This is a genomic window from Variovorax sp. EL159 (assembly GCF_900100965.1).
Taxonomy (GTDB): domain Bacteria; phylum Pseudomonadota; class Gammaproteobacteria; order Burkholderiales; family Burkholderiaceae_C; genus Variovorax.
In genome coordinates this window covers 87669-114615 of the sequence record NZ_FMUJ01000004.1, presented here as the reverse complement: position 1 = coordinate 114615, position 26947 = coordinate 87669, and the positions used below count along the sequence as shown (strand labels likewise).

Sequence of the window (26947 nt, the reverse complement as noted above, 5' to 3'; positions counted from 1 at the left end):
GCATCTAGTCAAGCTTGCCCGTGTCAGCCTTGGCGCGAATCAGGTCTAACAGCAGGGTGTCGCGTGCGGCTTCGAGGTCTGCCGTCTTGCGTTGCCCCAATTCCTCAGCCACGCCTTGTGCCACCTTCTGCTTGAGTTCGTCCGTCATCGAAGGCGCGCCAAGGTCTTTCCACCAGTCCTCGATCGGGCCGCCCAGATGCGCAAGCACATGCGCGATGCCACCCGCACCGCCCGAGAGATGCAGGTTCATGAACGGCCCCATCACCGCCCATCGCAAACCCGGACCGTGCGCGATGGCCGTGTCAATGTCGGCCACGCTTGCCACGCCCTCGTTGACGAGGTGAAAAGCCTCGCGCCACAACGCGGCCTGCAGCCGGTTCGCGATGTGGCCCTTGACCTCGCGCTTCACGTGGATCGGCCGCTTGCCGATGGCCGCATAGAACGCCATCGTGCGTTCGATGGCTTCGGTGGAAGTCTTCTCTCCGCCGATCACTTCCACCAGCGGAATCAGGTGCGGCGGATTGAACGGATGCCCCAGCACCACGCGCTGCGGATGCGCGCAGCCCGACTGCACGCCGCTGATCGCCAGCCCCGACGAGCTCGATGCGAGGATGGTGTCGGGTGGCGCGGCCGCATCCATGCGGCGGAACAGGTCGATCTTGAAATCCATGCGCTCGGGGCCGTTCTCTTGCACGAAGTCGGCGACAGACACGGCATCTTCCAGGCTGTCGTGAAAGCGCAGGCGATCGACCGATGCACCGTCGGCCAGGCCGAAACGCTCCAGCGTCGGCCAATGCTGCGCCACCGCTTCGCGCAGGCGATCTTCCGCGCCCGGCGACGGGTCGGTCGCATTCACGTCGAGCCCATGCGCCAGGAAGTACGCAGCCCAGCTCGCGCCGATCACGCCGGTGCCGACGACGGCGACGCGCTTCACTTCGGTGGTGATGATGGGCGTGGAGGTGGGGTTCATGACGACTTCCATCGTGTGCAGCGGCTTTCGGCCCGGGTGGTCCACGCGGCCTCGCCGGGGATCGGCTCGACGACCTTGTAGTAGTCCCACGGTTCCTTCGATTCGGCCGGCGTCTTCACCTGCATCAGGTGCATGTCGTGCACCATCAGCCCGTCGTCGCGCAGCCAGCCGCCCTTGACGAACATGTCGTTGAACTTCGTCTTGCGCAGCTGCGCCATCACCTTGTCGGCATCGTCGCTGCCCGCGCCCTTGACCGCCTGCAGGTACTGCAGCGCGGCCGAGTAGTCGCCGGCGTGGAAGGACGAGGGCATGCGCTTGTGCTTGTCGAAGAAGCGGCGCGCCCAGGTGCGCGATTCGGGGCTCTGGTTCCAGTACCAGCTGTCGGTGAGGTACATGCCCTGCGAGGCCTTCAGGCCCAGCGCGTGCACGTCGTTGATCGTGATGATCATGCCCGCGAGCTTCATGTTCTTGCTGATGCCGAACTCGGCCGCCGACTTGATGGCGTTCACCGTGTCGCCGCCTGCATTCGCGAGCGCCAGCACCTGCGCCTTCGAGTTCTGCGCCTGCAGCATGAACGACGAGAAATCGCTCGCGCCCAGCGGATGCTTGATCGAGCCCGCCACCGTGCCGCCGTTGGCCTGGATGACCTTGACCGCATCGCTCTGCAGCGCGGCGCCGAAGGCGTAGTCGGCCGCCACGAAGTACCAGCTCTTGCCACCGGCCTTGACCACCGCGCTCGCGGTGCCGCGCGCCATCGCCACCGTGTCGTAGGCGTAGTGCACGGTGTAGGGCGAGCAGTATTCGTTGGTCAGGCTCGATGCGCCCGAGCCCACCACGAAGTACGGCTTCTTCTTGTCGGCCGCCACGCCTGCCATGGCAATGGCCGCGCCCGAGTTGACGCCACCGATCAGCATGTCGACCTTTTGCACGTCGAACCATTCGCGCGCCTTGGCGGCCGCGATGTCGGGCTTGTTCTGGTGGTCGGCCGTGACCAGCTCGATCTTCTTGCCGTCGATGGCACCGCCCATGTCGGCGATGGCCATGCGGATGGCCTCGGCGCCGGCCGGGCCGTCGTAGTCGCGGTACAGGCCCGACATGTCGCTGATCAAGCCGATGCGGATCACGTCGTCCGACACCTGGGCCGAGGCGCTCGCGGTGAAGGCGGCACCCAGCGCCATGGCCAGTGCGGTGCGGGAAATGTTCATGTGCTCTTGTCTCCGTTCGTTGTTCTTGTCGGCTGTCAGCCCAGCGCGAACTCAGGGTGCGGCAAGCCCGCGCGCGGCAGGCCCATCATCTGCCGCGCCTCGGCGGGCGTGGCCACTTCCATGTCCAGCTCGCGGATCACGCGCACGATGCGCTCGGTGAGCTGCACGTTGGTGGCCAGCTCGCCGTGGCGAAAGTACAGGTTGTCTTCCAGCCCCACGCGCGCATGGCCGCCCAGCAGCAACGCGGCCACGTTGGCTTCGAGCTGCGACATGCCGATGCCGCTCACGCCGAAGATGGCCCCCTTGGGCAGCGTGTCGACCATCATCTGCAGGTTGCGCGGCGAGTAGGGCATCGCGTTCTGGAAGTTGCGGTGCACGTTCATCACGAGGTTGATGAAGTAGGGCTCGTCGTCATGCCCTTCTTCGATCAGCGTGGTGGTGTCCTGCAGGATGTGGGTGGGGCTGAACACCTCCCACTCGGGCTTGATGCCGCGCGCCTTCATGCCGGCGGCCAGCTCGCGCCCGCGCGTGAGAGGCGTGTCCATCAGGATCTGCTTGCCTTCGAAGCTCAGGTTGAGCGTGGTCGCGTCCAGCGTGCACATCTCGGCGCCGGCGTCCATGCCCTTGATGCGCTCTTCCCACGCGATCTCCCAGCGATCGCCCGCCAGCGGCTTGACCATGTCGCCGTGCACGCCGCCGCCGGTGGAGTTGTTGATGACGATGTCGCTGCCACCTGCGCGGATGCGGCTGTTGATGTCGCGGTACACGTCGGCGTTGCAGGTGGCGCCGTCGTCGGGGCGGCGTGCGTGGATCGCCGCCACGCTGGCGCCGGCGTTCCAGCAGCGCAGCACGTCGGCGGCGATTTCGGCGGGCTGCGTGGGCAGGTGGGGGTTCTGCGACTTGTGCGCCATGCCGCCGGTGGGGGCGATGGTCACGATCACTTTGCGCTTCGACATGCTCGGGGACTCCTGGTGTCTTTCGTAGGGGCGTGCCATTATTTTTTTGAAGGGCGTTCGCACTCAGTCATCGCGACGACATTTGGGGGCAGGGTTTACGCTGCGCCAGCCGCTAAAGTCGGCGGTGCGCCGTCGCGCATCCGAAGGAAAACCGATGAAACCAATGCCCCTTTTGTTGGCCGTCGCGGCCGCGCTGACCTCGACCTGGACGCTCGCGCAACCGGCGAGCGCCGCCACCACCTGCGAAGCCAAGCGCGAGGCCATCGGCCGCGACATCGAGGCGGCCAAGGCGCAGGGCCAGGAATACCGCGTGCGCGGCCTCGAAACCGCGCTGGCCGAGGTGCGCCGCAATTGCAGCGACGCAAAGCTGGCGGCGGAACACCAACGGCGCATCCGCAACCAGGAGCGCAAGGTGGTGGAACGCGAGCGCGACCTGCGCGAAGCCCAGCGCAAGGGGCGCGCCGACAAGATCGCCGACCGCGAAGAAAAACTGCGCGCGGCCCAGTCGGCGCTGCAGCAGCTCAAGGGCGTGCAGTAGTCGACGAGCAAATAGATAAACAAGCAAGCACACACGCAAGCAAGAAGATGCCAGCGGCCAAGCCCGTCGTTCAGGCGGCCCCCCTCACGATCCCGCAACTGCTGCGGGGATCGGCCTGGTTCCCGTTGCTCGACGTGAGCGCGGGCGAGCGCGTGCTCGACGAGATGCGCGAGGTCGAGGTAGCCGCCGGCGCCGCGCTGTGCCGGCGCGGCGACACGCCCGCGCACTGGTACGGCACGCTGGAGGGCTTGCTCAAGTGGTCGATCACCTCCAGCGACGGGCGCTCGGTGACGCTGGGCGGCCTGTCGGTGGGCAGCTGGTTTGGCGAAGGCACGCTGCTGCGCGCGCTGCCGCGCTCGGCCGACATCATCGCGCTGCGGCCGAGCCGCGTTGCCCAGCTGCCGCTGGAAACCTTCGAGTGGCTGCACCGCACGCAGCGCGGGTTCGACCACTTCCTGCTGCAGCAGATCAACGAGCGGCTGCACTGGTTCATGGGCAGCTACGCGGCGCACCGGCTGCTCGATGCCGACAGCCAGGTGGCGCGCGCGCTGGCAGGCCTGTTCCATCCGTGGCTGCATCCCGGCAGCGAGCCGCACCTGCAGACCTCGCAGGAAGAGATCGCGAACCTCTCGGGCGTGTCGCGGCAGCGGTGCAATGCGGCGCTGAACCGGTTGAAGGAAGCGGGCTTTCTGCGCATCGAATACGGGGGCATCACCGTGATCGATCTTGAAGGGCTGCGGCGGTTCATCGAGTGACGAAACAACCCAACGACACGGCGGCACCTTCATGACATTGCCCTGGCCCTTGTTCCTCGCATTGCTGAAGCTCCTGGGCCGTCGTCGGCGTTTCGAAAGCGTCGAAGGCCTGCGCGCGGCCGTGGCCCACGACCGCAAGGCCGCGAGCGCCGAACCGCCCGCCTCGGTGCGCAAGCGCTGTGCGATCGGCAAGCGGCAGGTGGATGGCCATGATTGCTACACCCTGGCGCCGCTGTCCGGTGCGGGAGCGGTGCAACTCCTGTACCTGCACGGCGGCGCGCACGTGGCCGAAATATCGCCCTTTCACTGGCGCCTGATGGCGGAGCTGGTCGAGACCACCGGCTGCACGGCGCACGTGCCGATCTTTCCGCTCGCGCCCGAGCACACCTACCTGCGGGCCTATGCGATGGTGAACGAGGTCTACCGCGCGCTGGCCGCCGCGCACGACGCTCGGCAACTGGTGCTGATGGGCGATTCGGCGGGCGGTGGCCTCGCGCTCGCACTGGCGCAGAGCTTTGCCGAGCTGGGCCTGCCGCAGCCGCGCGACATCGTGCTCATCTCGCCATGGCTCGATCTCACCGTGTCGAACCCGGCCATTCCCCCGCTCGAAGCCGACGACCCATGGCTGGCCCGCCCAGGGTTGGCGCAAGCGGGGCGCTGGTGGGCCGGCGACGAGGATCCGGCCCTGCCGCACCTGAGTCCGTTGCATGGTGCGCTGCAGGGGCTGGGCCGGCTCACGGTCTTCATCGGTACGCGCGACCTGTTGCTGGCGGACTGTCGGGCACTGCGCGACCGTGCCGCGGCGCAGAGCGTGCATGTCGAGATGCACGAGGCCACGGGCATGGTCCACGTCTGGCCGTTGCTGCCGGTGAAGCAGGCGCTGGCGGCGCGCGCCGTCATTGCCGGGATCGTGCAAGTGCGGTGACCTGCTCGGGTTGGTGCGCGCGCCCTGTCCATCACGGCCGGGCCGATGCCAAATGATCTTGGCGCATTAGCGCTTTTTCTTCTTGGCAGGTTGCTGGCCGTGAACTACAGCGGCAAAGATGATGCCGGGAAAGACCCGGTACTCGTTTTCGTTCTCGCCTCCCTCCAAGCAGGTCTGCATTTCGAGGGGCGGCACGTAGTGCGCAAGAAAGTCCGGCTTGATGCTTTGCCGGACACGCTGCAGGACAGAGGGCATTTGCTCGGCGGCTTCGGAGCGCGCGGTCTCGGGCTTTCTTTTCGAAGAAACTTTTCTGCTTACACGGATCACCATAAGCCCGACCGACGTCGGATGCGGATAGTAGTCCCGGTAGGCACATAGATGCGTCAGCACCTCCGCCGATTGCCGTTCCACACTCTTCCAGCGTGCAGTGAGTCCGCGCCTGACGGCGGCGTCGCCCAAGGGGGAAATCGAGATCTGCTTCAACTCCAACGCGAGGCTCCGCTTGCCGTAGGTCGCAAAGAAGTCGACGCGTCCGTTGCGGTCCGCGCCGACCTTTCCACGCTTGCCCGCTACGCCGGGGCGAAGAATCGCGAACTCCGGGCGCGACACCGGACAGACGGAAGACAGCGCGTTGGCGAAGAGCCCGGAAACCTGGCGCTCGTTCGCGAGCAACGGAGGCCAGCAACGGGCTTCAGGCTGTCTGTCATCGGAAACCGAATTGATCAGGTGTTCGTTGAGAAAGTAGCGGTAGTTGCTTGCCACCACTTCCACCACCAATTGCTCCAGGAAGGTCTGGATGTTTCCATGAGCCGGGTTGGTCGCTCGAATGAGGCTGACCTGTTTGATGATCTTGAGCATTCACTTCCCTCCTTATTGGGTTGAGCGACTCTACGCAGCCCGATCCCGCGTGACCAGAGTCGCCCGCATGGCGCGCTCAGTCAACGTGACAAATACAACGCGAAACCTTAAACCCCCAACAGCTCTTCCAGCACCTCCGGCTCCGCCAACAACTCCGCCGACGCCCCATGCCGCACGATCTGCCCTTTCTCCATCACCACCGCCAGGTCGGTATGCGCCAGCACCTTGCGGTAGTCGCGGTCCACGATCAGCGTCGCGATGCCGGTGCTGCGGATCTCGCTGATCACGCGCCATATCTCGGCCACGATCAGCGGCGCCAAGCCTTCGGTGGCTTCATCGAGGATCAGCAGACGCGGGTTGGTCATCAGCGCACGGCCGATGGACAGCATTTGCTGCTCGCCGCCCGACAGTTGTTGCCCACCATGCGAGAGCCGCTCGGCCAGCCGCGGAAAGGTCGCCATCACGCGGTCGAAGGTCCACTCGCGCCTGCCGTCGATGCCTGCGCGCTCGCTCATCACGAGGTTCTCGCGCACCGACAGGTTCGGGAAGATGCCGCGCCCTTCGGGCACGTAGCCGATGCCCAGACGCGCCATCTTCTCGGGCGGCAGGCCGGTGACGGTGCGGCCGTCGACCTGCACTTCGCCCGAAGCGGGGCGCACATAGCCCATCACCGTGCGGATCAGCGTGGTCTTGCCCATGCCGTTGCGTCCGAGCAGGCCGACCGAGGTGGCCGCCGGAATGCCGGCGTGCACGCCGCGCAGGATGTGGCTGTTGCCGTAGTAGGTGTTGAGGTCGCGAACGAGCAGCATGTCAGTGTTTTTCCTCGCCCAGGTAGGCGGTGCGCACTTCGGGGTTCTCGCGGATCGAGGCCGGGTCGCCGGTGGCGATGACGGTGCCGTTCACCATCACGGTGATGCGGTCGGCAATGCGGAACACCGCGTCCATGTCGTGCTCCACCAGCAGGATGGCGTGCGTGGCCTTCAGCCGCACGAGCAGCGTGAGCATGCGGTCGGTTTCTTCGGCGCCCATGCCGGCGAGCGGCTCGTCGAGCAGCAGCACGCGCGGGTGGGTGGCCAGGCACATCGCCACTTCGAGCTGGCGTTGCGCGCCGTGGCTGAGCGTGCCGGCGATGCGCAGCGCCTCGTTCGACAGGCCTGCGGCTTCGAGTGCCGCATCGGCCGATGCATTGCTGGTGGCGCAGCGTTGCGACGACTGCCAGATCGCCCATGGCTTTGCGGTGGCGGCCTGCGCGGCGAGGCGACAGTTCTCGTGCACGCTGAACTCCGGAAAGATGGTGGTGCGCTGGTAGCTGCGGCCCACGCCGTCGCGGGCACGGCGCGATTGCGCGCGGCCGGTGATGTCGACGCCATCGAGCGCGATGCGGCCTTCGGAGGCTTCGATCTCGCCCGAGAGCATGTTGATGAGCGTGGACTTGCCGGCGCCGTTGGTGCCGATCACCGCGTGGACTTCGCCGACGTGCAGGTCGAGCGTGACGGCGTTGACGGCGGTGAGGCCGCCGAAGCGGCGGGTGAGGTTTTCAACGGAAAGCAGTGCGGAGGTGCTCATGGTTTTGCTCCTTCTCCCTTTGGGGGAAGGTGGGGATGGGGGCGGGCAGAGCGCTCGATGGTGGCGCCGCTTGCCCCCACCCCGGCCCTCCCCCAGAGGGGGAGGGAGAAAGACAGGCAGAGGGAGCAGGTCATGCAGCCCCCTTCGGCGACAGCCGCTGCACCAGCCCGATCAGCCCCTTCGGCAGCAAGGCCACGAACACGATGATCGCGATGCCCAGCGTCAGTTGCCAGTGGTCGGCCAGCGGGCCCATCACCGCATGCGTCGAGAAGATTTCCTTCAGCAGCGTGAATGCGATCGCACCGATCACCGCGCCGCGCAGATGGCCAAGGCCACCCAGGATCACCATCAGCAGCACCTCGCCCGAGTTGTGCCAGGCCATCAGCTCGGGGTTGACCACGCCGTCGCGCGAGGCCAGCAGAAAGCCCGCGAGCCCGGCCAGCGCACCCGCCAGCACGAAGGCCGCGAGCTTGTAGCCGTACACCGCGAAGCCCGCCGCGCGCATGCGCTGCTCGTTCACGCGGATGCCCGCGAGCGCCGCACCGAAGCGCGAGCGACGGATCAGTGCCAGCAGCCCGTAGGTGAACACCAGCGAAGCCAGCACCACGTAGAACAGCACCGAGCGGTTCTCCAGGTCGAGCGCGCCGATGGCGGGCCGCACGTACATGTAGATGCCGTCGCTGCCGCCACCGACCTTGGTGTCGTGGAACACGAAGAAGGCCATCTGCGCAAAGGCCAGCGTCACCATGATGAAGTACACGCCGCGCGTGCGCAGGCTCAATGCGCCGACGAACAGCGCATACAGCGCCGCCGCGCCCATGGCCAGCGGCAGCAGCAGCGCGAAGTTGCCGCCTTCGCTGCCCGAGGCCAGCACGGTGACGTACGCGCCGATGCCGTAGAAGGCCGCATGGCCCAGGCTCACGAGGCCGGTCATGCCGACCAGCAGTTCGAGGCTCAGCGCGAAGATCGACAAAATCATGATCTTCACGACGAAGTCGGACATGTAGTTGCCCATCAACGGGCCCGCCACACCGATGAGCACGGCGCACAGCAGCGGCACGAGAAGCGCGCTCTTTCTCATGGCCGCCTCCCCATCAGCCCTTCGGGCTTCCAGATGAGCACGATGGCCATCAGCAGGTAGATGCCGATGCCGCTCAGGTCCGCGAAGAACACCTTGCCGAAGGTGTCGACGAAGCCCACCAGCAGCGAGGCCAGCAGCGCGCCGGTAATAGAGCCGATGCCGCCGATCACCACCAGCACGAAGCAGATGATGAGCACGCTCGCGCCCATGTTCGGATACACCGAAGACATCGGCGCCGCGATCATGCCGGCCAGCGCCGCGAGCGCCACGCCGGCCGCGAACACGATGCGGTACAGGCGCTTCACGTCGATGCCCAGGCCACGCACCATGTCGCGGTTGCTGGCGCCGGCGCGGATCATCATGCCCAGGCGCGTGCGGTTGACCACGAAGTACAGGCCCACCGCCAGCACGATGCAGGCGGCCGACGCGAAGAGGCGATACCACGGGTAGCTCATGACGCTGCCCAGCGCGAAGCTGCCGTCGAGCCATGCCGGCACCTTCACGCCGTGCACGTCGTTGCCTACGAGGATGGAGCGCAGCTCCTCGAACACCAGGATGAGCCCGTAGGTCATCAGCACCTGCTGCAGGTGGTCGCGCTGGTAGAGGTAGCTGAAGAAGGCCCATTCGAGCAGGTAGCCGAAGATGGCCGCCAGCACCACGCCGGCCACCAGCATCAGCAAAAACTGGTCGCCGAACAGCGGCGCGAGCGCGAACGCCATGTACGCGCCGATCATGTAGAAGCTGCCGTGGGCAAGGTTGATGACGCCCATGATCCCGAAGATCAGCGTCAGCCCCGAGGCCACGAGAAATAACAAAAGCCCGTACTGAACCGAGTTCAGGCACTGGACGAGGAAGGTTCCGAAATCCACGTTGGAGGTTCTCTCAGGGCGGGATCGTCAAGAAGGAGATGCACTGCGGGAGACACCGCGGAACCGGCTGTGCCGGGCCGCAGGTGTCGCCCCTGCAAAGGGGTTGGCGCAGCGAAACGAAGTGCGCGAAGCCTGGGGGAGAGCCTCGTTTACATCCGGCAGCCGCGAGCCGGGTCGGCCAGACCCTTGATCGCGGTGCTCACCAGCTTGTTCTCTTTGCCTTCGACCTTGCGCAGGTAGATGTCCTGCACCGGGTTGTGCGACTTGCTCACCGTGAACGCGCCGCGCGGGCTGTCGATCTTCGCCTTCTCGATGGCGCTGGTGAACTCGGCCTTCTTCGAGATGTCGCCCTTGGTGGCGTTCAGGCCCACGCCCAGCATCTGCGCCGCGTCGTAGCCCTGCACCGCGTACACGTCGGGTTGCAGCTTGAACGACTTGGCATAGGCCACGCGGAAGGCGTTGTCGCGCGCGGTGTTCAGGCCGTCGGCGTAGTGCAGCGTGGTCAGCATGCCTTGTGCCGATTCGCCTTGCGCGTCGAGCGTGCCGTCGGTCAGGAAGCCGGGGCCGTACAGCGGGATGGTCTTGTTCAGGCCTGCGGCCTGGTAGTCCTTGACGAACTTCACCGCGCCGCCGCCCGCGAAGAAGGCATACACCGCATCGGGCTTGGCCGCCGCGATCTCGGTCAGCAGCGCCTGGAACTCCACGTTGGGGAAGGGCAGCGTGAGCTGCTTGTCGACCTTGCCGCCGGCCTTCTCGAAGCCTTCCTTGAAGCCGTTGACCGACTCTTCGCCGGCCGCGTACTTCCAGGTGATCGTCATGACCTTCTTCTTGCCCTGCTGCTTGGCCGCGACTTCGCCCATGGCGTAGGCCGGCTGCCAGTTGCTGAACGAGCTGCGGAAGATGTTGGGCGCGCACATCGGGCCCGTGACGGCGTCGGCGCCGGCGTTCGGCACGATCAGCACGGTGCCGCTTTCCTTGGCGGCCTTGGCCATGGCCATCGCCACGCCCGAGTGCACGGTGCCGACGATCACGTCGACGTTGTCGCGCTTGATGAGCTTGTTGACGTTGTCGGTGGCCTTGGCCGGGTCGGACTCGTCGTCGACCTTGAAGTATTCGATCTCACGGCCGGCGAGCTTGCCGCCTTGCTCGTCGACATAGAGCTTGAAGCCGTTCTCGATGGCCACGCCCAGCGCGGTGTAGGTGCCGCTGTAGGGCAGCATCAGGCCGACCTTGAGCTTGCCGGTGCCTTGCGCGCCTGCCGTGCCGCACAAGGCGGCCGCGAAGGCGAGGGCGGTCAGCGCAAGGCGCGCGGTGCGAACCGGGGTGGGGGTGGTCATGGTGTTTGTCTCCTGTTTTTGGTGATGAAAGAAGCGGTTGCGACGGTGACACGTTCCGGCTGATCGCGATGTGGGGAATGCCCGCATTCAGGGATTTCGAGCAGCTCGCAAGTACCACCCACGCGCGCCGCGATGCCGCGGATCTGCGCCAGCGTGCCGTACTCGTCGTCGATGCCCTGCACGGCCAGCACCGGGCAGCGGATGGCGTCGAGTTCGGCCTCGATGTTCCATTGGCGAAAGGGCGGATGCAGCCAGATGCGGTTCCAGCCCCAGAAGGCGGAGTCGGCGTTGTCGTGGTAGCGGCCGAGCTTCTTCGGCAGGTCGGTGTTCAGGTACGCGGTGCGGGCGATCTCGATGTTCGCGACGGTCTTGTCTTCCACGAAGATGTGCGGCGCGAGCACCACGAGGCCTTCGACTTTTTCGGGGAAGCGCGAGGCATACAGCAGCGCGATGGAGCCGCCGTCGCTGTGGCCGAAGAGCCAGGGCTTTTCGTCGCCGAGCTTCAGTGCGGCGAAGAGCGCGGGCAGTACTTCATGCGCCTGGCGGTGCATGAAGTCGACGTCCCAGATCTCGTCGTCGGCGCGCGGGGTGGAGCGGCCGTAGCCGGGGCGCGAGAAGACAAGGCCGCGCGCGTTGGCGGCGTTGCAGACCTGCGCGGGGAAGTCCTTCCACATCGCGATGGAGCCGAGGCCTTCGTGGAGGAAGACGATCAAAGGCGCGCCGGTGCGCTCGGGGGAGAGCCACTGGCATTCGATCTGTACGGGGCGGTTGCGCCAGGTGATGGTGGCGAAGTCCGTTGTGCTCATCGCGTGGCTCCCGGCCGTTGCTCCTTCCCCCTTTGGGGGAAGGCTGGGATGGGGGCAAGCGGCGCTTGAAAAAGCTGTGCGTGTGCGAAGGCCGATGCCCCCACCCCGACCCTCCCCCAGAGGGGGAGGGAGGAAGAAAAAGACGCCGGCCAACTCATGCCTGCTTCTCCCGTTCACGCAACCTGAACCGCTGAATCTTCCCCGTCGCCGTCTTCGGCAGCTCCGCCACGAACTCCAGAAACCGCGGGTACTTGTACGGCGCCAGGCGTTCCTTCACGAAGGCCTTCAGCTCTTCCTCCGTCACCGCGCCGCCGTCCTTCAACACCACGAACGCCTTGGTCTTCGTCAGGCCTTCACCGTCTTCCTTGCCGATCACCGCGGCTTCGAGCACGGCCGGGTGCTGCATCAGCGTCGCCTCGACCTCGAACGGCGACACGTAGATGCCGCTGACCTTCAGCATGTCGTCGCTGCGGCCCGCATACGTGAAGTAGCCGTCGGCGTCGCGCGTGTACTTGTCGCCGCTCTTGGTCCAGCCGCCCTGGAAGGTCTCGCGCGACTTCTCGCGGTTGGTCCAGTACATCAGCGCCGAGCTGGGGCCGCGAATGTAGAGGTCGCCCACTTCGCCATCGGGCACCGGGCGGCCGTCTTCGCCGCGCAGCTCGACCTCGTAGCCGTCCACCGGCTTGCCGGTGGTGCCGTAGCGGATGTCGCCGGGCCGGTTGGAGATGAAGATGTGCAGCATCTCGGTCGAGCCGATGCCATCGATGATCTCGCAGCCGAACTGCGCCTTGAAGCGTTGCGCGATCTCACCGGGCAGCGCCTCGCCGGCCGATGAGCACATGCGCAGCGCCACCGCTTCGCGCGATGGCAGCTTCGGCGATGCGAGCATGCCCGCGAAGCCCGTGGGCGCACCGAAGAACACGGTGGGCTTGTGCTCCACCCAACGGCGGAAGGTGGCATCGGGCGTGGGCCGCTCGGCCATCAGCACGACCGTAGCGCCGACCGACAGCGGAAAGGTCAGCGCATTGCCCAGGCCATACGCGAAGTACATCTTGGCGGCCGAGAAGCACACGTCGTCTTCGGTCAGCGCCAGCACCGGCTTGCCGTACAACTCGGCCGTCCACCACAGGTTGGTGTGCGTGTGCACGGTGCCCTTGGGCTTGCCGGTGGAGCCGGAGGAATACAGCCAGAAGCCCGGGTCGTCCGATGCCGTGGTGACAGGCGCGGCCAGCGGCTCGGCGGCGGCGAGCGCGGCCTCGAATTCCTTGGCGCCCTCGGGCAACGGGCCGGTGGGTTGCGACACGATCAGCGTGTGCACTTCATGGCCGCCGCGCGCCATCGCGTCCTGCAACGTCGGCAGCAGCGCGCCCGACACCAGCACGGCCTGCGCGCGGCTGTGGTCGAGCATGTAGGCGTAGTCGTCGGGCGTGAGCAGCGTGTTGACGGCCACCGGCACGATGCCGGCGTAGAGGCAGCCGAGAAAGCTCACGGGCCAGTCGCTGCTGTCGAGCATCAGCAGCAGCACGCGTTCTTCGCGGCGCACGCCGGCGGCCTTCAGCGCGGCGGCGAGGCGGCGCGCGCGGTCTTCGAGCTGGCCGTAGCCCAGCGTGCCGCGATCGTCGATGTAGGCGGTGCGCTCGGCGCGGCCACGGTTGAGGGCGAACAGGTGTTCGGCGAAGTTGAATCGTGCGGGCAGGGTCATGGTTCTTGTCTCCTTCGGCCGGGTCTTCGTTTGTTCTAGAGGCCGAGCGCGGCGATCACGCCGGGGCTCGCCTGCACGGCACTGCGGCGGTGATAGAAGTCCAGCGCGCGCAGGCCTCCGAGTTCGGCGCCGCCGCCCGCGCGGCCGGGGCCGCCATGCATCGACATCGGCATCACGTTGCCGTGGCCGGTGTGGGCCTGTGCCACTTCAGGCGAGATCACATGCACGCGGCCGTGGCTTGGCGCGACGGCCAGCGCGGCCTGCGCCAGCGCCGCGTCGTCGCTGCCATAGAGAGACGTCACGAGCGAACCCTGGCCGCGATGCGCGAGCGCAATGCCGTGCGCGAGATCGCGGTACGGCAGCAGCGTGGCGACGGGGCCGAACACTTCCACGTCGTGCACGCGCTGCGCCGCATCGGCATCGCGCGCGCCCAGCAGCACCGGGCCGATGCAGGCGGCGATGACCGGGTCGGCGTCGACCAGCGGCTTGTTGCGGCTGTCGTGCAGCACGGTGGTCTGCGCGGCCAGCGCGTCGAGGCCTTCGCGCACCGCGTTCAGTTGGGCGCGGCTCACCAACGAACCCATGCGCACGCTCTCGTTGCGCGGGTTGCCGACGGTGATGCCCGCGAGCTTGGCGCCGATGGCTTCGGCCGCCGCGTCGTACACCTCGGCCGGCACCAGGATGCGGCGGATGGCGGTGCACTTCTGGCCCGACTTCACCGTCATCTCGCGCACCACTTCGCGCACGAGCAGGTTGAAGGCCTCGCTGCCGGGCGCGGCACCGGGCAGCAGCAGGGCGCTGTTGAGGCTGTCGGCCTCGATGTTCGCGCGCACCGAATGCCGGGCCACGGCGGCATGCGAGCGGATCACCGCAGCCGTCTCGGCCGAGCCGGTGAACGAGACCACGTCGAAGGGCTGCAACGCATCCATCAATCCGGCCGAACTGCCGCAGATGACCGAGAGCGCACCGGCAGGCAGCACGCCCGCATCGACCACGTCCTTGACCATGCGCTGCGTGAGCCACGCGGTGGCCGTGGCGGGTTTCACGATCACCGGCACGCCCGACAGCAGCGCGGGCGCGGCCTTTTCCCACAGGCCCCACGAAGGGAAGTTGAAGGCGTTGATGAACAGCGCCACGCCATGCGTTGGCACCTGCAGGTGCTGCGACTGGAACACCGGCTCCTTGCCGAGCTTGACGGCGTCGCCATCACGCAGCGCGCGCACGTCGCCGAGCGCATCGCCCCACTTGGCGTACTGGCCGAGCGTGAAGATCGCGCCGTCGATGTCAACGGCCGAGTCGTTCTTCACCGTGCCTGAATTGGCGGTCGCGATCTCGTAGTACGCATCGCGGTGGGCCTGCAGCACTTTCACGATCGCGCCGAGCAGGCCGGCACGCTGGCGATAGGTGAGGGCGCGCAGCGCGTTGCCGCCCTGTTCGCGCGCAAAGGCAAAGGCGGCCGGCAGATCGAGCCCGGTAGCGTCGACGCGAACGAGTTCGGTGCCGAGCACCGGGTCGAACAGGGGCGTGCCGGCGCCCGAACCGCTTTGCCAGCGGCCGGCGACGTAGTTGGAAAGAAGCTCGGTCATGGGGTGAACTTGATCTGCCCTTCGGGCAGGAGATAGAGAACGAGCGCGCGGCCGTGCGCCACGGTCGGGCGATGTGCGGTGCCGGGGCCGTAGACGCACCAGCCCGCGGGGCGGCCATCGAAGGTGGCGTCGGCGCTGTCGTCGAGCGGCATGATCAGGTCGATCTCGCCGTTCGGATGCGTGTGATGCGGGCCGGCGATGTCCTGCATGTCGACCACGTCGACCGAGAAACGGTGCAGTGCGTCTTCGGCCTTGAAGGCCCGGCCGTACTTGATGCCGCCGCCTTCGCGGTCGCACAGCCAGCCTTCGGCCACGCCGCCGATGCAGGCCTGGCGCAGCTGCTCGAAGCGCGCACTGCCCGCGCCGTGCGTGGCGTTGAGCCACTGGTCGAGCGCGCCGTCCAGCGGCTTGCCGGCGATCTCGGCGGTCAGGCCGGCAATCAACTGGTGAAATGCGGGCTTGCCGTTCGTGGTGGCGGTGGGGCTGCTGTTGCTGCTGTCGGACATCGTGGCGGGCTTCTTGGTGGAGGCTGGCTGGGCGAACATCCAGGGCCCTGTGGCGGGCCATGAACTTATGAACTACCTTGCAGGATCGCTGCGCGTGCAGTATCTTGCTTGTGGCCGAACAATAAGCAGCGAGACAATCAGTGTCAAGCAATATAGTGCATATATGGTGTTTACCCTGAGCGCGCACAATCCCGGCGAAGAACGAGGAATTGCATGAATGAGCATGTAGCGGTGCTGGCCACCGCGCCAGAAGACGGCAATGGCGGCAACGCCGGCGCCACCGCACCGGCCGGGGAGGCCAGGAACCCGCTGCTCGCGGCGCTGGGCGATCGCGTGCGCAACCTGCGCGCGCAGCGCGGCCTCACGCGCAAGGCGGTGGCCATTGCGGCCGACGTGTCGGAGCGCCACCTGGCCAACCTCGAATACGGCATCGGCAATGCCTCGATCCTGGTGCTGCAGCAGGTGGCCGGCGCGCTGCATTGCTCGCTGGCCGAGCTGGTGGGCGACGTGACGACCAGTTCGCCCGAGTGGCTGCTGATCCGCGAGCTGCTCGAGAACCGCAGCGAAACCGACCTGCGCCGCGTGCGCGTGGCGCTCGGCGAACTGTTGGGCACGGCCTCTGTCGATCCGGCGCGGCACCGCCGCATCGCGCTCGTGGGGTTGCGCGGCGCGGGCAAGTCGACGCTGGGGCAGATGCTGGCCGAAGACCTGGAGATTCCCTTCATCGAGCTGAGCCGCGAGATCGAAAAACTCGCCGGCTGCAGCGTTCGCGAGATTCACGACCTGTACGGCACCAACGCCTACCGCCGCTACGAGCGCCGCGCGCTTGAAGAGGCCGTGCAGATCTACAGCGAGGTGGTGATCGCCACGCCGGGCGGCATCGTCTCCGACCCGGCCACCTTCAACGAACTGCTTGCGCACTGCACCACCGTGTGGCTGCAGGCCGCGCCCGAAGAGCACATGGGCCGCGTCGCCGCGCAGGGCGACACGCGTCCGATGGCGGCCAGCAAGGAAGCGATGGAAGACCTGCGTCGCATCCTGAATGGCCGTGCAGCCTTCTATTCAAAGGCCGATCTGTCGGTGGACACCAGCGGCAAGACGCTGGCGCAGAGCTTCCAGGCCTTGCGTGCGGTGGCCCGCCAGTCGATGGGGTTGGGCGCCTGACTGTCTGCTCTGTTTGTCGTTGAGGTGCTGCTGTTCGGGGCGGCGCTCACGCCGACGGGGTGCCTTGCTCCGCGAATGTCCCCCGGGGCTTCGCCCCTCCTCCTTTATTTCGCTGCGCAAGGCACCCCGCCAGCGTGAGCGTTGTTCAGAGCGCAGGTTGATCGGCCGGCACGACAGCCGCGCCCACTGTGCACAGGGCACTGGGTGCTCCCCGCAGCGAAATAAAGGAGGAGGCCGCAGGCCGGGGGACATTCGCGGAGGGGAGTACCCGGTGTCCTGTGCACGCACCCCGAATGACCCCGCATCAAAACCCCGAGCCCTCGTGCTCAGACCACCAGCGAAATCTGAAAAAAAGCGCTACAGGCATTGACTTGCCTGTTTGCATGCAGCATGATGCATGTCATCGGAGCAAGAAAGTGCATTATCTTTCCTGTTCACGGTTTCCGAACACTGCCCCACAGGAGACTTCCGCATGACCGACACCACCACGCTCCAGGCGCCCCCGCGCGTCGACTACCGCACCGAGCCCGGCCAGTACCGCCACTGGTCGCTGAGCTTCGACGGCGCCATTGCACGCCTCGTGCTCGACATCGCGGAAGACGGCGGCATCCGCCCCGGCTACAAGCTCAAGCTCAACAGCTACGACCTGGGCGTGGACATCGAGCTGAACGACGCGCTCAACCGCGTGCGCTTCGAGCACCCCGAAGTGCGCAGCGTGATCGTCACCAGCGGCAAGGATCGCATCTTCTGCTCGGGCGCCAACATCTTCATGCTCGGCGTCTCGGGCCATGCGTGGAAGGTCAACTTCTGCAAGTTCACCAATGAAACGCGCAACGGCATCGAAGACTCGTCGAAGCACTCGGGCCTGAAGTTCCTCGCGGCCGTGAACGGCGCCTGCGCCGGCGGCGGCTACGAACTGGCACTGGCCTGTGACGAGATCTTGCTGGTGGACGACCGCTCCTCCGCCGTCTCGCTGCCCGAGGTGCCGCTGCTCGGCGTGCTGCCCGGCACCGGCGGCCTGACCCGCGTGACCGACAAGCGCCACGTGCGTCATGACCTCGCCGACATCTTCTGCACCAGCGTCGAAGGCGTTCGTGGCCAGCGCGCGGTCGACTGGCGCCTCGTCGATGCCGTGGCCAAGCCCGCGCAATTCGCCGCCGCCGTGCAGGACCGTGCTTCGCAACTCGCCGCCGGCAGCGACCGCCCCGCGAGCGGCAAGGGCGTGGTGCTCACGCGCCTCGAACGCACTGACAGCGCCGACGGCATCGCCTACTCGCACGTCAACGTGCAGATCGACCGCAGCAAGCGCACCGCCACGATCACCGTGAAGGCGCCCACCGGTACGCAGCCGGCCGACATTGCCGCCATCGAAGCTGCGGGCGCCGCGTGGTGGCCGCTCGCTGTGTGCCGCGAGCTCGACGACGCCATCCTCAACCTGCGCACCAACGAACTCGACATCGGCACCTGGCTGCTCAAGACCGAAGGCGATGCCGCTGCCGTGCTCGCATCCGACGCCGTGATGCTCGCCAACAAAGACCACTGGCTGGTGCGCGAAACCATCGGCGCGCTGCGCCGCACGCTGGCGCGCCTCGATGTTTCTTCGCGCAGCCTCTTTGCGCTGGTCGAAGCGGGTTCGTGCTTTGCCGGCATGCTGGCCGAACTGGCCTTTGCCGCCGACCGCAGCTACATGCTCGCGTTGCCCGACGACGCCGAGCGTGCGCCCAAGCTCACGCTCAACGAATTCAACTTCGGCTTCTTCCCGATGGTGAACGACCAGAGCCGCCTGCAACGTCGCTTCTATGAAGAAGCCGCGCCGCTCGAAGCCGCACGCGCGGCGGCCGGCAAGCCACTCGACGCCGACGAAGCGCTGAAGCTCGGCCTCGTCACCGCCGCCCCCGACGACATCGACTGGGACGACGAGATCCGCATCGCCATCGAAGAGCGTGCCGCGATGTCGCCCGACGCGCTCACCGGCCTCGAAGCCAACCTGCGCTTTGCCAGCAAGGAAAACATGGCCACCCGCATCTTCGGCCGGCTCACCGCCTGGCAGAACTGGATCTTCAACCGCCCCAACGCCGTCGGCGAAAAGGGTGCGCTCAAGGTCTATGGCACCGGCCAGAAAGCCGGCTTCGACATGAACCGCGTCTGAGAACTGGCAGTCCGCACAACCCAAGGAACAACGATGAGCACGATCAACTACAGCGAGAAGATCCCCAACAACGTCAACCTCGGCGAAGACCGCACGCTGCAGCGCGCGCTCGAAGGCTGGCAGCCCAACTTCATCAACTGGTGGGACGACGTGGGCCCCGAAGGCTCGATCAACCACGAGGTGTACCTGCGCACGGCCGTGAGCGTCGACCCGCAGGGCTGGGCGCAGTTCGGCCACGTGAAGATGCGCGACTACCGCTGGGGCATCTTCCTGAATCCGGGCGATGCGAACCGCGAGATCCACTTCGGCGACCACAAGGGCGAGAAGGCCTGGCAGGACGTGCCCGGCGAGCACCGCGCCAACCTGCGCCGCATCATCGTGACGCAGGGCGACACCGAGCCCGCGTCGGTCGAGCAGCAGCGCCACCTGGGCCTGACCGCACCGTCGATGTACGACCTGCGCAACCTGTTCCAGATCAACGTGGAAGAGGGCCGCCACCTGTGGGCGATGGTCTACCTGCTGCACAAGCACTTCGGCCGCGATGGCCGCGAAGAAGCCGAGGCGCTGCTGCAGCGCACCTCGGGCGACGAGAACAACCCGCGCATCCTGGGTGCCTTCAACGAACGCACGCCCGACTGGCTCGCGTTCTTCATGTTCACGTACTTCACCGACCGCGACGGCAAGTTCCAGCTTTCGGCGTTGGCCGAAAGCGCGTTCGATCCGCTGGCGCGCACCACGAAGTTCATGCTGACCGAAGAGGCGCACCACATGTTCGTGGGCGAGAGCGGCGTGTCGCGCGTCATCGCGCGCACCGCGCAGGTCATGAACGAGCTGAAGACCGACGACGTGCAGAAGATCCGCGCGGCGGGCTGCATCGACCTGGGCACCATCCAGCGCTACCTGAACTTCCACTACAGCGTGACCATCGACCTGTTCGGCGCCGACCAGTCGAGCAACGCCGCCATCTTCTACAGCTCGGGCCTGAAGGGCCGCTATGAAGAAGGCAAGCGCACCGACGACCACATCCTCAAGGGCCAGACCTACAAGGTGCTCGAGGTGAAGGACGGCCAGCTCGTCGAGAAGGACGTGCCGATGCTCAACGCGCTCAACGAAGTGCTGCGCGACGACTTCATCAAGGACTCGGTGGCCGGCGTCGGCCGCTGGAACAAGGTGCTGGAAAAGGCCGGCATCCCGACCCGCCTGGTCGTGCCGCACAAGGCCTTCAACCGCCAGATCGGCGCGCTCGCCGGCATCAAGATGTCGCCCGAAGGCCGCGTGGTGAACGAGGTCGAATGGGCCGCCAAGCGCGACGAATGGCTGCCGAGCGCCGAAGACTTCGCTTTCGTGGCATCGTTGATGGGCCGCGTGGTGGAGCCGGGCAAGTTCGCCGGCTGGATCTCGCCGCCGGTGATGGGCATCAACCGCCAGCCGGTCGATTTCGAGTACGTGCGTTTCGGTTGATGGGTATTGAGGTATTGCTCCTTCCCCCTCTGGGGGAAGGCAGGGATGGGGGCACCGCAGCGTGACCACGACAAGCGCCGCTTGCCCCCACCCAACCCTCCCCCAGAGGGGGAGGGCTCTAGGAGAACAACATGGACATGGCCGTTGAAGCCGGAGTCATCAAGCAGCACCTGATCGACCCCGAGATCTGCATCCGCTGCAACACCTGCGAGGCCACCTGCCCCGTCAACGCGATCACGCACGACGACAACAACTATGTTGTGCGCGCCGACGTCTGCAACGGCTGCATGGCCTGCATCTCGCCGTGCCCGACTGGCTCGATCGACAACTGGCGCACCATGCCGCTGGTGCGTGCGTACACCATCGAAGAGCAGCTCACCTGGGACGAACTGCCCGCCGAGCTGACGCCCGAGCAGCTCGAGGCCGCGGGCGTTTCCGCCGCGGCGGCCGGCGACCCGGCAGCGGCCGCGCCCGCACTGACGCAGGCGCAAGCCCAGGCGGCCATCGAGCCCGCCGAAGCCGTCTTCTTCAATTCCGCGCAGTACGGCGCGACCGTGCCGCCGTGGTCGGCCGCGCACGCGTACACCAACCTCTTTCCGCCGAAGACCCCGACGACCGCCACCGTGGTCGGCAATTTCAATTGCACCGAGGCCGGCTTCGACAGCGAGACGCACCACATCGTGCTCGACTTCGGCGTGGTGCCGTTCCCGGTGCTCGAAGGCCAGTCCATCGGCATCGTGCCGCCGGGCGTCGATGCCATCGGCAAGCGCCACCATGCGCGCCAGTACTCGGTGGCCAGCCCGCGCAATGGCGAGCGGCCCGGCTACAACAACGTCTCGCTCACCGTGAAGCGCGTGACCGAGGACCACGAGGGCGACCCGGTGCGCGGCGTGTGCTCCAACTACGTCTGCGACCTGAAGGTGGGCGACACGGTGCAGGTGGTGGGGCCCTTCGGCGCCTCGTTCCTGATGCCGAACCACCCCAAGTCGCACATCGTGATGATCTGCACCGGCACCGGCAGCGCCCCCATGCGCGCGATGACCGAATGGCGTCGCCGCCTGCGCAAGAGCGGCAAGTTCGAAGGCGGAAAGCTGATGCTGTTCTTCGGCGCGCGCACGCAGCAGGAGCTGCCGTACTTCGGCCCGCTGCAGTCGCTGCCGAAAGACTTCATCGATATCAACCTTGCCTTCTCGCGCACGCCGGGCCAGCCCAAGCGCTACGTGCAGGACCTCATGCGCGAGCGTGCCGCCGACCTGGCCGCGCTGCTGAAGGACGGCAGCAGCCACTTCTATGTGTGCGGCCTCAAGAGCATGGAAGAAGGCGTGGTGCTTGCGCTGCGCGATGTGGCGAAGGATGCGGGGCTCGATTGGGACACCGTGGGCGCCGCTCTCAAACGCGAAGGCCGCCTGCACCTCGAAACGTACTAAGCTGCGGCGAATGAAGTTCGCCGACTTCCACGCGGGCCAGGTCATCGAAGCTGGCCCCTACGTGCTCACCGAAGCCGAGCTGCTGCAATTCGCGCGGGCCTACGACCCGCAGTGGTTTCACACCGACCCCGAAGCCGCTGCCGAAAGCCCTTTCGGCGGTTTGATCGCCAGCGGCTGGCACACCTGTTCCATTGCGATGCGGCTCGTGGTCGAGGCGGCGCTCGCGGGCTCGGAATCTTTCGCATCGCCGGGGCTCGAGCATGTGCGCTGGCCGAATCCGGTGCGGCCCGACGACGCCTTGCGGCTCGTGGCCGACGTCATCGAGGTGCGGCGCTCCGAGAAGCGGCCCACGCTGGGCATATTGCTGTGGCGCTGGCGGCTCTTCAACCAGCGCGAGCTGATGGTGCTGGATGTGGAAGTCACCAGCTTGTTCAGGCTGCAGGCCACCGCCTGACGCGAAGCAGAAAACCCGCAACGCGCGAGCGCTGCGGGTTTTCCTTTTCTTGCCGGCGGAGATTACTTCGTGATGTCCACGGCGCTCGAGCCCTTGGCCTTGGCGCCAACGCCGGTGCCCGCTGGCTTCACGGCGCCGCCGACCGAGCCCACGGCCCCGGTCGCACTGTTCAGGGTGCCGCCCACGGTGTTCGTGAGACCGCTGGCTGCGCCGGTCGCGCCACCCACGGCCCCGGTGGCCCCGCTGACGGTGTTGGTTGCATTGCCCACGGCACCTGTTGCGCCGCCGACCACGCCACCCACTGTGCCGCCGAGCCCGCTCGCCGCGTTGCCTGCGCTGCCATTGGTATGGGTGGATCCGCCCGCGGCTGCCCCGGCACCCGCGCCTGCGTTGCCTTGGGCTGGCGCGGCCTTGACGGCACCCGATGCGTTGACATCGGCGTTCACGCCGACGCCCACGCTGGCGTTCTGCGCCTGGGCGGCGCCGCTCATGGCCAGAAGGCCTGCGAGCAAGGCGCTGGAGACGATCGATGCAATGTGTTGTTGCTTCATGTGTGACGGTTCCTTTCGTTGAATGGTCACTGATCAACGAACCGGCTTGGGGCCAGTTCGGGTCTCACCCTGAGGGGTTCGGCGCATGTCGCCGTGTGCGCGACTGTCGTCCACGCATGTGGGACAGGTCCGTCGTCCGGAACGCGGGCTCGCGCGTTTGCTCCGCGCCTTTCCCCGGCTCAGGGCAGCAGGTGCATATTGAAGAACGCCGTGGTCTTGCGATTCACTTCCGGCAGCACGCTGGCGCGGTCGAAGCCCGGCGGGTCATTGAGCATGTCGCCGATCAGCCCTGTGAGTCCGGGCGGCGGTGGCGACAGCAACGCGCCGTGCCCGCCCGTCGGCATGTCGGCGATCAGTTCGCAGCGCGGCAGGCAGGCCGCGAGCACGCGGTCGCTGTGAAAGCGCGGGATCAGCCAGCTGTCTTGCCGCGCGGTGATCAGGCCCAGCGGCACGCGCGGTGCGGCCAGCGAGGCCATGTCGAAATCCGCCGCAGCGGGCACGCCCGCCACGATGGCCGCGATGCGCGGGTCGTCGTGTTCGCGCGGCGTGGCGTCCTGGAAGCGGTGGCCGATCACGAGCAGCGCGCCCCACTTCTTGATGCCGTCGAGCATGCCGCCCGTCAGCCGCGTGATCAGGCCGACGCAGGACTGGAAGTCCGCCTCCAGGTCTGCTTCGCAGTGCTGCTTGAACGCGGCGGGTGACCAGCGTCCACCGGCCAGGCTCAACGCTGTATGGCCGCCGGCCGACATGCCGTACATACCGACCTTGTCGAGCTGGAGCAGCGGCGCGAAGCGCGCATCGCGCCCCACCGCATCGATGGCGCGCGACACCTCGGCCGGCCGCATCGTCCAGCTGTCGGGGCCGGGGTCGCTGTCGTCCTTGTAGTTGTCGGCACGGTGCTCGGGCATGGCGACGATGAAGCCGGCATCGACCAGGCTGCGTGCCAGGTCGGCATGCACCCACGGCGCACCGCCCGAACCGTGCGAGACCACGACCAGCCGGCCGTTGCCGCGAACGGGCGTGCCTTGCACTGCCACGTCCAGCATGAAGCGCGCGCGCCGGGTCGGCTGCGCCGCGTCGCTCGACGGGTAGAAGACCGTGACCGGGCCGTCGGTGGCGGTCGCGGGAATTTCCGCCAGACCCATCGCCGCCCGCGCCGGGCCCGAAAGAAAGGCCAGCAGCAGCGCCACGGGCCAGAAGAAGAGAAAAGAAAAGCGTCGCATGGCGGATCGAACTCCTTGTCATCGAAGGCCCATGCCCCCGGCGACACGGACGATGCCGCGGCGTGCCCGCCACGTCTTGCCGAAAGCCGCAAACGCGGCTTTCGGCTGGCCGATTTCAGGATTCGGCCAGCTTTTGCCTGCGGAATTCAGTGGGCGTGAGGCCGGTGGCGGTCTTGAAGGCGCGGTTGAACGGGCCGATGGACTGGAAGCCCGCCGTCAGCGCGATGGTCAGGACGGGCAGTTCGCGCTTGAGCGGATCGGCCAGCGCGGCCGTTGCCTCGGCCAGCCGGAAGCCGTTGACGAAGGCGTTGAAGTTGCGATGGCCCAGGCGCTGGTTGATGAGCCGCCGCAGCCGGTACTCGGGCACCGCCAGCCGTGCGGCGAGGCTGGCGATGCTCAGGTCTTCGCTGCGGTAGGCGCGGTCGACGGCCATCGCGCGCTGCAGGGATTCGGCGAGGCGGTCTTCGGCGGGGTCGGGCTCGGCGTCGGGGCTTGGCGTGGGTGCCGGTTCAGGTGCGGGATGCGGTGGGGGCGAAGGCTCGGCCGCGGCGGGCGTGGCAGCTTCTTCGGGCGGCATGCGTTCATTGGCCAGCGCGATCGAGCCCGGTGGCGCGTCTGGCGCGGCGACCGGAATCGCCACGTGCCCAAGCGCGGCCGGGAACAGCTCCGACCCCGCCAGCCGCAGCATCCGCCACGCGACGACCGCCACGATCAGCAACAGCATCGCCGCATCCGCCGTGGCCGACAGCTGCGACAACTGCCCGCGCGGCGATGCCAGGCGCACGACCAGCATCCCGATGCTGTAGCCGACGCCCGTCACCACGATGAACACGCGCAACCGCCGGCGCCCCTCCACCAGGTCGGCGCGCCACTGCGACGCCGCGGCCATCGCTGCGAGCACGGCAAACACCAGCGGCACCGCGCGCTGCAGGCCCAGCGTGATCGGCGCCAGCACCGAGGCGCTGCCGGCCACGACCGCGCAATTGAGCGCCGCCAGCGCCGCGACCGCGAGCCACGCGATCACGTGCCGGGGGCGCAGCACGAAGTCGTCGTCGAACAGCGCCTGCACGAACACCCAGAACAGCACCGCATTGCCGACCGAGACGGCGACCAGCGGCGCTTGCCAGAGGCGCGGCACCAGCGCCTCGAACAACGGCGTGGCGCCGATGACCTGGATGCCCAGCCCCAGGGTCAACGCCACGCCCGCACGCGCGGCCGGCAGGCGAGGGCGGTCGCGCGCCAGCACCACGGCGAGCACGAACAGCAATGCCAGCAGGACGCCGCGCAGGGCGGCGTCGAGCAGGGTGGCGGGGGCAGATGTCATGGCGTTGAGCGACGGGCGACCGGATGGATTCTCGTAGCAGCGGGGCGACTTGAGGTGGATGCGGAAAAACCCCGTGAGCCGCCATGTCAAACACACGCAACTAATAATGTTGCATGAAACGAGACAGCAAGCTTTCAGCCGTTCTCCACGTGCTGCTGCACATGGCCGAGATGGATGGCCCCGTCACTTCCGAAACCCTGGCGAAGGCGATGCACACGAACCCCGTCGTCGTGCGCCGGGTCATGGCCGGCCTGCGGCAGGCCGGGTTCGTGAGTTCGGCCAAGGGCCACGGCGGCGGCTGGGTGCTGTCGTGCACCTTGTCCCGCGTGACGCTGGGCGACATCCACAACGCGGTCGGCGCGCCTGCGCTGCTGGCCATGGGCAACCGCACCGAAAACCCGGGGTGCGCGGTCGAGCAGGCCGTGAACGCGGCGCTCGACGGCGTCTGCGACGAGGCCGAGGCCCTGCTGCTCAAGCGCTTCAACAGCATCACGCTGGCCGATCTTTCCAAAGACTTTCATCGCCGCATGACGGGCGGCGGCCTCACCTTGAAGGACATTGAACATGCGCTATGACGCTCTTGTCGTGGGCGGCAGCTTTGCCGGCCTTTCCGCTGCGATGCAACTCGCCCGCGCGCGCAAGAAGGTGTGCGTGGTGGACGCCGGCGCGCCGCGCAACCGCTTCACTGCGCAGTCGCACGGCTTCTTCGGGCAGGACGGCGTGCCGCCGCTGCAGATGATTGCCCAGGCGCGCGCCAAGGTGCTGGCCTATCCGTCCGTCACTTTCGTCGAGGGCAGCGCCGTTGCCGCGAAGGCCGATGGCGCGGGCGGCTTCACGGTGTCGCTGCAGGGCCGCGACGCGCCGCTGTCGGCCGACCGCCTCTTGCTGGCCTTCGGCGTGCAGGACGGCCTGCCCGACATCGACGGTGTGCGCGAGCGCTGGGGCACCAGCGTGCTGCACTGTCCCTATTGCCACGGCTACGAGTTCAGCGACCGGCGACTGGGCGTGCTCTTCGCTGCCCCGATGCCGCCCGACCACGCGCTGCTCATCGCCGAATGGGGGCCGACCACGCTCTTCCTGAATGGCAACGCCGATGCAGTCGACGGCGAGACGCGCCAGAAGCTGCAGTCGCGCGGCGTGACCATCGAGCCGGGGCGTGTCGTCGGTCTCGAAGGCTCGGCGCCCGATCTTGCGGGCGTGCGCATCGACGACGGCCGGCTGCTGCCCATCGACGCGCTGTATGTGGCGCCGCAGCCGCGCATGGGCAGCCCGCTCGCGGAGCAGCTCGGTTGCGCCATCGACGACGGCCCCTTCGGCCCGATGGTCCGCACCGATGCGTTCAAGGCCACCACGGTACCGGGCGTGTACGCCGCGGGCGACATCGCGATGCCGTTCCAGAACGCCACGCGCGCGTCTTCCGACGGGGTGCTCGCGGGCGTGGCGGTGCATCGTTCGCTGGTGTTCGGCGCCTGATTTCCAGAGGGCAAGATCGAGCCCGCACTCCCTCAAGACGGGGAGGACATCGCCACAAAAC

The 26947-nt window shown here is 67.3% G+C and carries 26 protein-coding genes; 10 read left to right on the top strand and 16 right to left on the bottom strand.

From position 1 onward, the window contains the following. Positions 1 to 4: 4 nt before the first annotated feature. The 3 genes from BLQ28_RS17610 to BLQ28_RS17600 are packed head-to-tail and all read right to left on the bottom strand — an operon-like array spanning position 5 to position 3131. A complete protein-coding gene (locus tag BLQ28_RS17610) occupies positions 5 to 970 on the bottom strand; it encodes a 3-hydroxyacyl-CoA dehydrogenase NAD-binding domain-containing protein (RefSeq protein ID WP_093242067.1) in 966 nt (321 codons plus the stop codon). After that, on the bottom strand, positions 967 to 2175 hold the full coding sequence (locus BLQ28_RS17605) for an ABC transporter substrate-binding protein (RefSeq protein ID WP_093242063.1): 1209 nt from the start codon (positions 2173 to 2175) through the stop codon (positions 967 to 969). Before BLQ28_RS17605 ends, BLQ28_RS17610 begins: the two co-directional genes overlap by 4 nt. Positions 2176 to 2210: 35 nt before the next feature. Next, positions 2211 to 3131, bottom strand: coding sequence for a beta-keto acid cleavage family enzyme (locus BLQ28_RS17600; protein ID WP_093242061.1), 921 nt, complete (start codon positions 3129 to 3131; stop codon positions 2211 to 2213). Positions 3132 to 3285: 154 nt separating this feature from the next. Here BLQ28_RS17600 and BLQ28_RS17595 point away from each other — a divergent pair, with 154 nt between their 5' ends. The 3 genes from BLQ28_RS17595 to BLQ28_RS17585 are packed head-to-tail and all read left to right on the top strand — an operon-like array spanning position 3286 to position 5349. Beyond that, a complete protein-coding gene (locus BLQ28_RS17595) occupies positions 3286 to 3669 on the top strand; it encodes a DUF1090 domain-containing protein (protein WP_093242058.1) in 384 nt (127 codons plus the stop codon). 47 nt (positions 3670 to 3716) lie between these two features. Next, positions 3717 to 4424 (top strand): Crp/Fnr family transcriptional regulator, encoded by a 708-nt coding sequence (locus BLQ28_RS17590; protein WP_093242056.1) that lies wholly within the window; start codon positions 3717 to 3719, stop codon positions 4422 to 4424. Positions 4425 to 4455: 31 nt separating this feature from the next. Next, complete coding sequence (locus BLQ28_RS17585; protein WP_093242053.1) at positions 4456 to 5349, top strand: alpha/beta hydrolase fold domain-containing protein; 894 nt, start codon at positions 4456 to 4458, stop codon at positions 5347 to 5349. Between the two features lie 66 nt (positions 5350 to 5415). Here the strand turns inward: BLQ28_RS17585 and BLQ28_RS17580 are convergent, their stop codons facing one another. From BLQ28_RS17580 to BLQ28_RS17535, 10 genes are all read right to left on the bottom strand, one after another. After that, the gene (locus tag BLQ28_RS17580) at positions 5416 to 6207 is read right to left on the bottom strand and encodes a hypothetical protein (protein WP_093242051.1); all 792 of its coding nucleotides are present in this window, start codon (positions 6205 to 6207) and stop codon (positions 5416 to 5418) included. Between the two features lie 107 nt (positions 6208 to 6314). Next, complete coding sequence (locus tag BLQ28_RS17575) at positions 6315 to 7016, bottom strand: ABC transporter ATP-binding protein (RefSeq protein ID WP_093242048.1); 702 nt, start codon at positions 7014 to 7016, stop codon at positions 6315 to 6317. Between the two features lies 1 nt (position 7017). Next, positions 7018 to 7773, bottom strand: a complete 756-nt coding sequence (locus tag BLQ28_RS17570) for an ABC transporter ATP-binding protein (RefSeq protein ID WP_093242045.1) — start codon at positions 7771 to 7773, stop codon at positions 7018 to 7020. Between the two features lie 130 nt (positions 7774 to 7903). Beyond that, a complete protein-coding gene (locus BLQ28_RS17565) occupies positions 7904 to 8854 on the bottom strand; it encodes a branched-chain amino acid ABC transporter permease (protein ID WP_093242043.1) in 951 nt (316 codons plus the stop codon). Next, entirely contained in the window at positions 8851 to 9723 is an 873-nt protein-coding gene (locus BLQ28_RS17560; protein ID WP_093242040.1) for a branched-chain amino acid ABC transporter permease, read from the bottom strand. The genes BLQ28_RS17565 and BLQ28_RS17560 overlap by 4 nt, the downstream gene beginning before the upstream one ends. A gap of 149 nt (positions 9724 to 9872) precedes the next feature. Further along, entirely contained in the window at positions 9873 to 11060 is a 1188-nt protein-coding gene (locus BLQ28_RS17555; RefSeq protein WP_093242038.1) for an ABC transporter substrate-binding protein, read from the bottom strand. After that, positions 11057 to 11866 (bottom strand): alpha/beta fold hydrolase, encoded by an 810-nt coding sequence (locus BLQ28_RS17550; protein WP_093242035.1) that lies wholly within the window; start codon positions 11864 to 11866, stop codon positions 11057 to 11059. The genes BLQ28_RS17555 and BLQ28_RS17550 overlap by 4 nt, the downstream gene beginning before the upstream one ends. 154 nt (positions 11867 to 12020) lie before the next feature. After that, positions 12021 to 13568 (bottom strand): benzoate-CoA ligase family protein, encoded by a 1548-nt coding sequence (locus tag BLQ28_RS17545; protein ID WP_093242033.1) that lies wholly within the window; start codon positions 13566 to 13568, stop codon positions 12021 to 12023. Between the two features lie 35 nt (positions 13569 to 13603). After that, positions 13604 to 15154: a 3,4-dehydroadipyl-CoA semialdehyde dehydrogenase gene (locus tag BLQ28_RS17540; RefSeq protein ID WP_093242031.1), complete on the bottom strand. Its 1551-nt coding sequence runs from the start codon at positions 15152 to 15154 to the stop codon at positions 13604 to 13606. Continuing rightward, positions 15151 to 15660 (bottom strand): 4-hydroxylaminobenzoate lyase, encoded by a 510-nt coding sequence (locus BLQ28_RS17535; protein ID WP_093243387.1) that lies wholly within the window; start codon positions 15658 to 15660, stop codon positions 15151 to 15153. Before BLQ28_RS17535 ends, BLQ28_RS17540 begins: the two co-directional genes overlap by 4 nt. Positions 15661 to 15873: 213 nt before the next feature. On the opposite strand from BLQ28_RS17535, the gene BLQ28_RS17530 reads away from it, so the two are divergent. From BLQ28_RS17530 to BLQ28_RS17510, 5 genes are all read left to right on the top strand, one after another. After that, positions 15874 to 16824 (top strand): helix-turn-helix transcriptional regulator, encoded by a 951-nt coding sequence (locus BLQ28_RS17530; protein ID WP_093242028.1) that lies wholly within the window; start codon positions 15874 to 15876, stop codon positions 16822 to 16824. Between the two features lie 472 nt (positions 16825 to 17296). After that, positions 17297 to 18973, top strand: coding sequence for a 2,3-epoxybenzoyl-CoA dihydrolase (gene boxC, locus BLQ28_RS17525; RefSeq protein ID WP_093242026.1), 1677 nt, complete (start codon positions 17297 to 17299; stop codon positions 18971 to 18973). Positions 18974 to 19006: 33 nt separating this feature from the next. Next, the gene (boxB, locus tag BLQ28_RS17520; protein ID WP_093242023.1) at positions 19007 to 20434 is read left to right on the top strand and encodes a benzoyl-CoA 2,3-epoxidase subunit BoxB; all 1428 of its coding nucleotides are present in this window, start codon (positions 19007 to 19009) and stop codon (positions 20432 to 20434) included. 131 nt (positions 20435 to 20565) lie between these two features. Next, positions 20566 to 21861 carry a benzoyl-CoA 2,3-epoxidase subunit BoxA gene (gene boxA / locus BLQ28_RS17515; protein WP_093242021.1) on the top strand — a complete coding sequence of 432 codons (1296 nt, stop codon included), beginning with the start codon at positions 20566 to 20568 and terminating at the stop codon, positions 21859 to 21861. Positions 21862 to 21871: 10 nt separating this feature from the next. Beyond that, entirely contained in the window at positions 21872 to 22315 is a 444-nt protein-coding gene (locus BLQ28_RS17510) for a MaoC family dehydratase (protein ID WP_093242018.1), read from the top strand. Between the two features lie 62 nt (positions 22316 to 22377). Here BLQ28_RS17510 and BLQ28_RS17505 read toward each other — a convergent pair whose 3' ends face one another. From BLQ28_RS17505 to BLQ28_RS17495, 3 genes are all read right to left on the bottom strand, one after another. After that, the gene (locus BLQ28_RS17505; RefSeq protein WP_093242016.1) at positions 22378 to 22866 is read right to left on the bottom strand and encodes an adhesin; all 489 of its coding nucleotides are present in this window, start codon (positions 22864 to 22866) and stop codon (positions 22378 to 22380) included. A gap of 179 nt (positions 22867 to 23045) precedes the next feature. Beyond that, on the bottom strand, positions 23046 to 24089 hold the full coding sequence (locus tag BLQ28_RS17500; RefSeq protein ID WP_093242013.1) for an alpha/beta hydrolase family protein: 1044 nt from the start codon (positions 24087 to 24089) through the stop codon (positions 23046 to 23048). A 115-nt stretch (positions 24090 to 24204) separates the two neighbouring features. Beyond that, positions 24205 to 25413: an AraC family transcriptional regulator gene (locus BLQ28_RS17495; RefSeq protein ID WP_093242011.1), complete on the bottom strand. Its 1209-nt coding sequence runs from the start codon at positions 25411 to 25413 to the stop codon at positions 24205 to 24207. 113 nt (positions 25414 to 25526) lie between these two features. Here BLQ28_RS17495 and BLQ28_RS17490 point away from each other — a divergent pair, with 113 nt between their 5' ends. Next, positions 25527 to 25988, top strand: coding sequence for an RrF2 family transcriptional regulator (locus tag BLQ28_RS17490; RefSeq protein ID WP_093242009.1), 462 nt, complete (start codon positions 25527 to 25529; stop codon positions 25986 to 25988). Next, complete coding sequence (locus BLQ28_RS17485; protein WP_093242007.1) at positions 25978 to 26886, top strand: NAD(P)/FAD-dependent oxidoreductase; 909 nt, start codon at positions 25978 to 25980, stop codon at positions 26884 to 26886. The genes BLQ28_RS17490 and BLQ28_RS17485 overlap by 11 nt, the downstream gene beginning before the upstream one ends. The last annotated feature ends 61 nt before the right edge of the window (positions 26887 to 26947 follow it).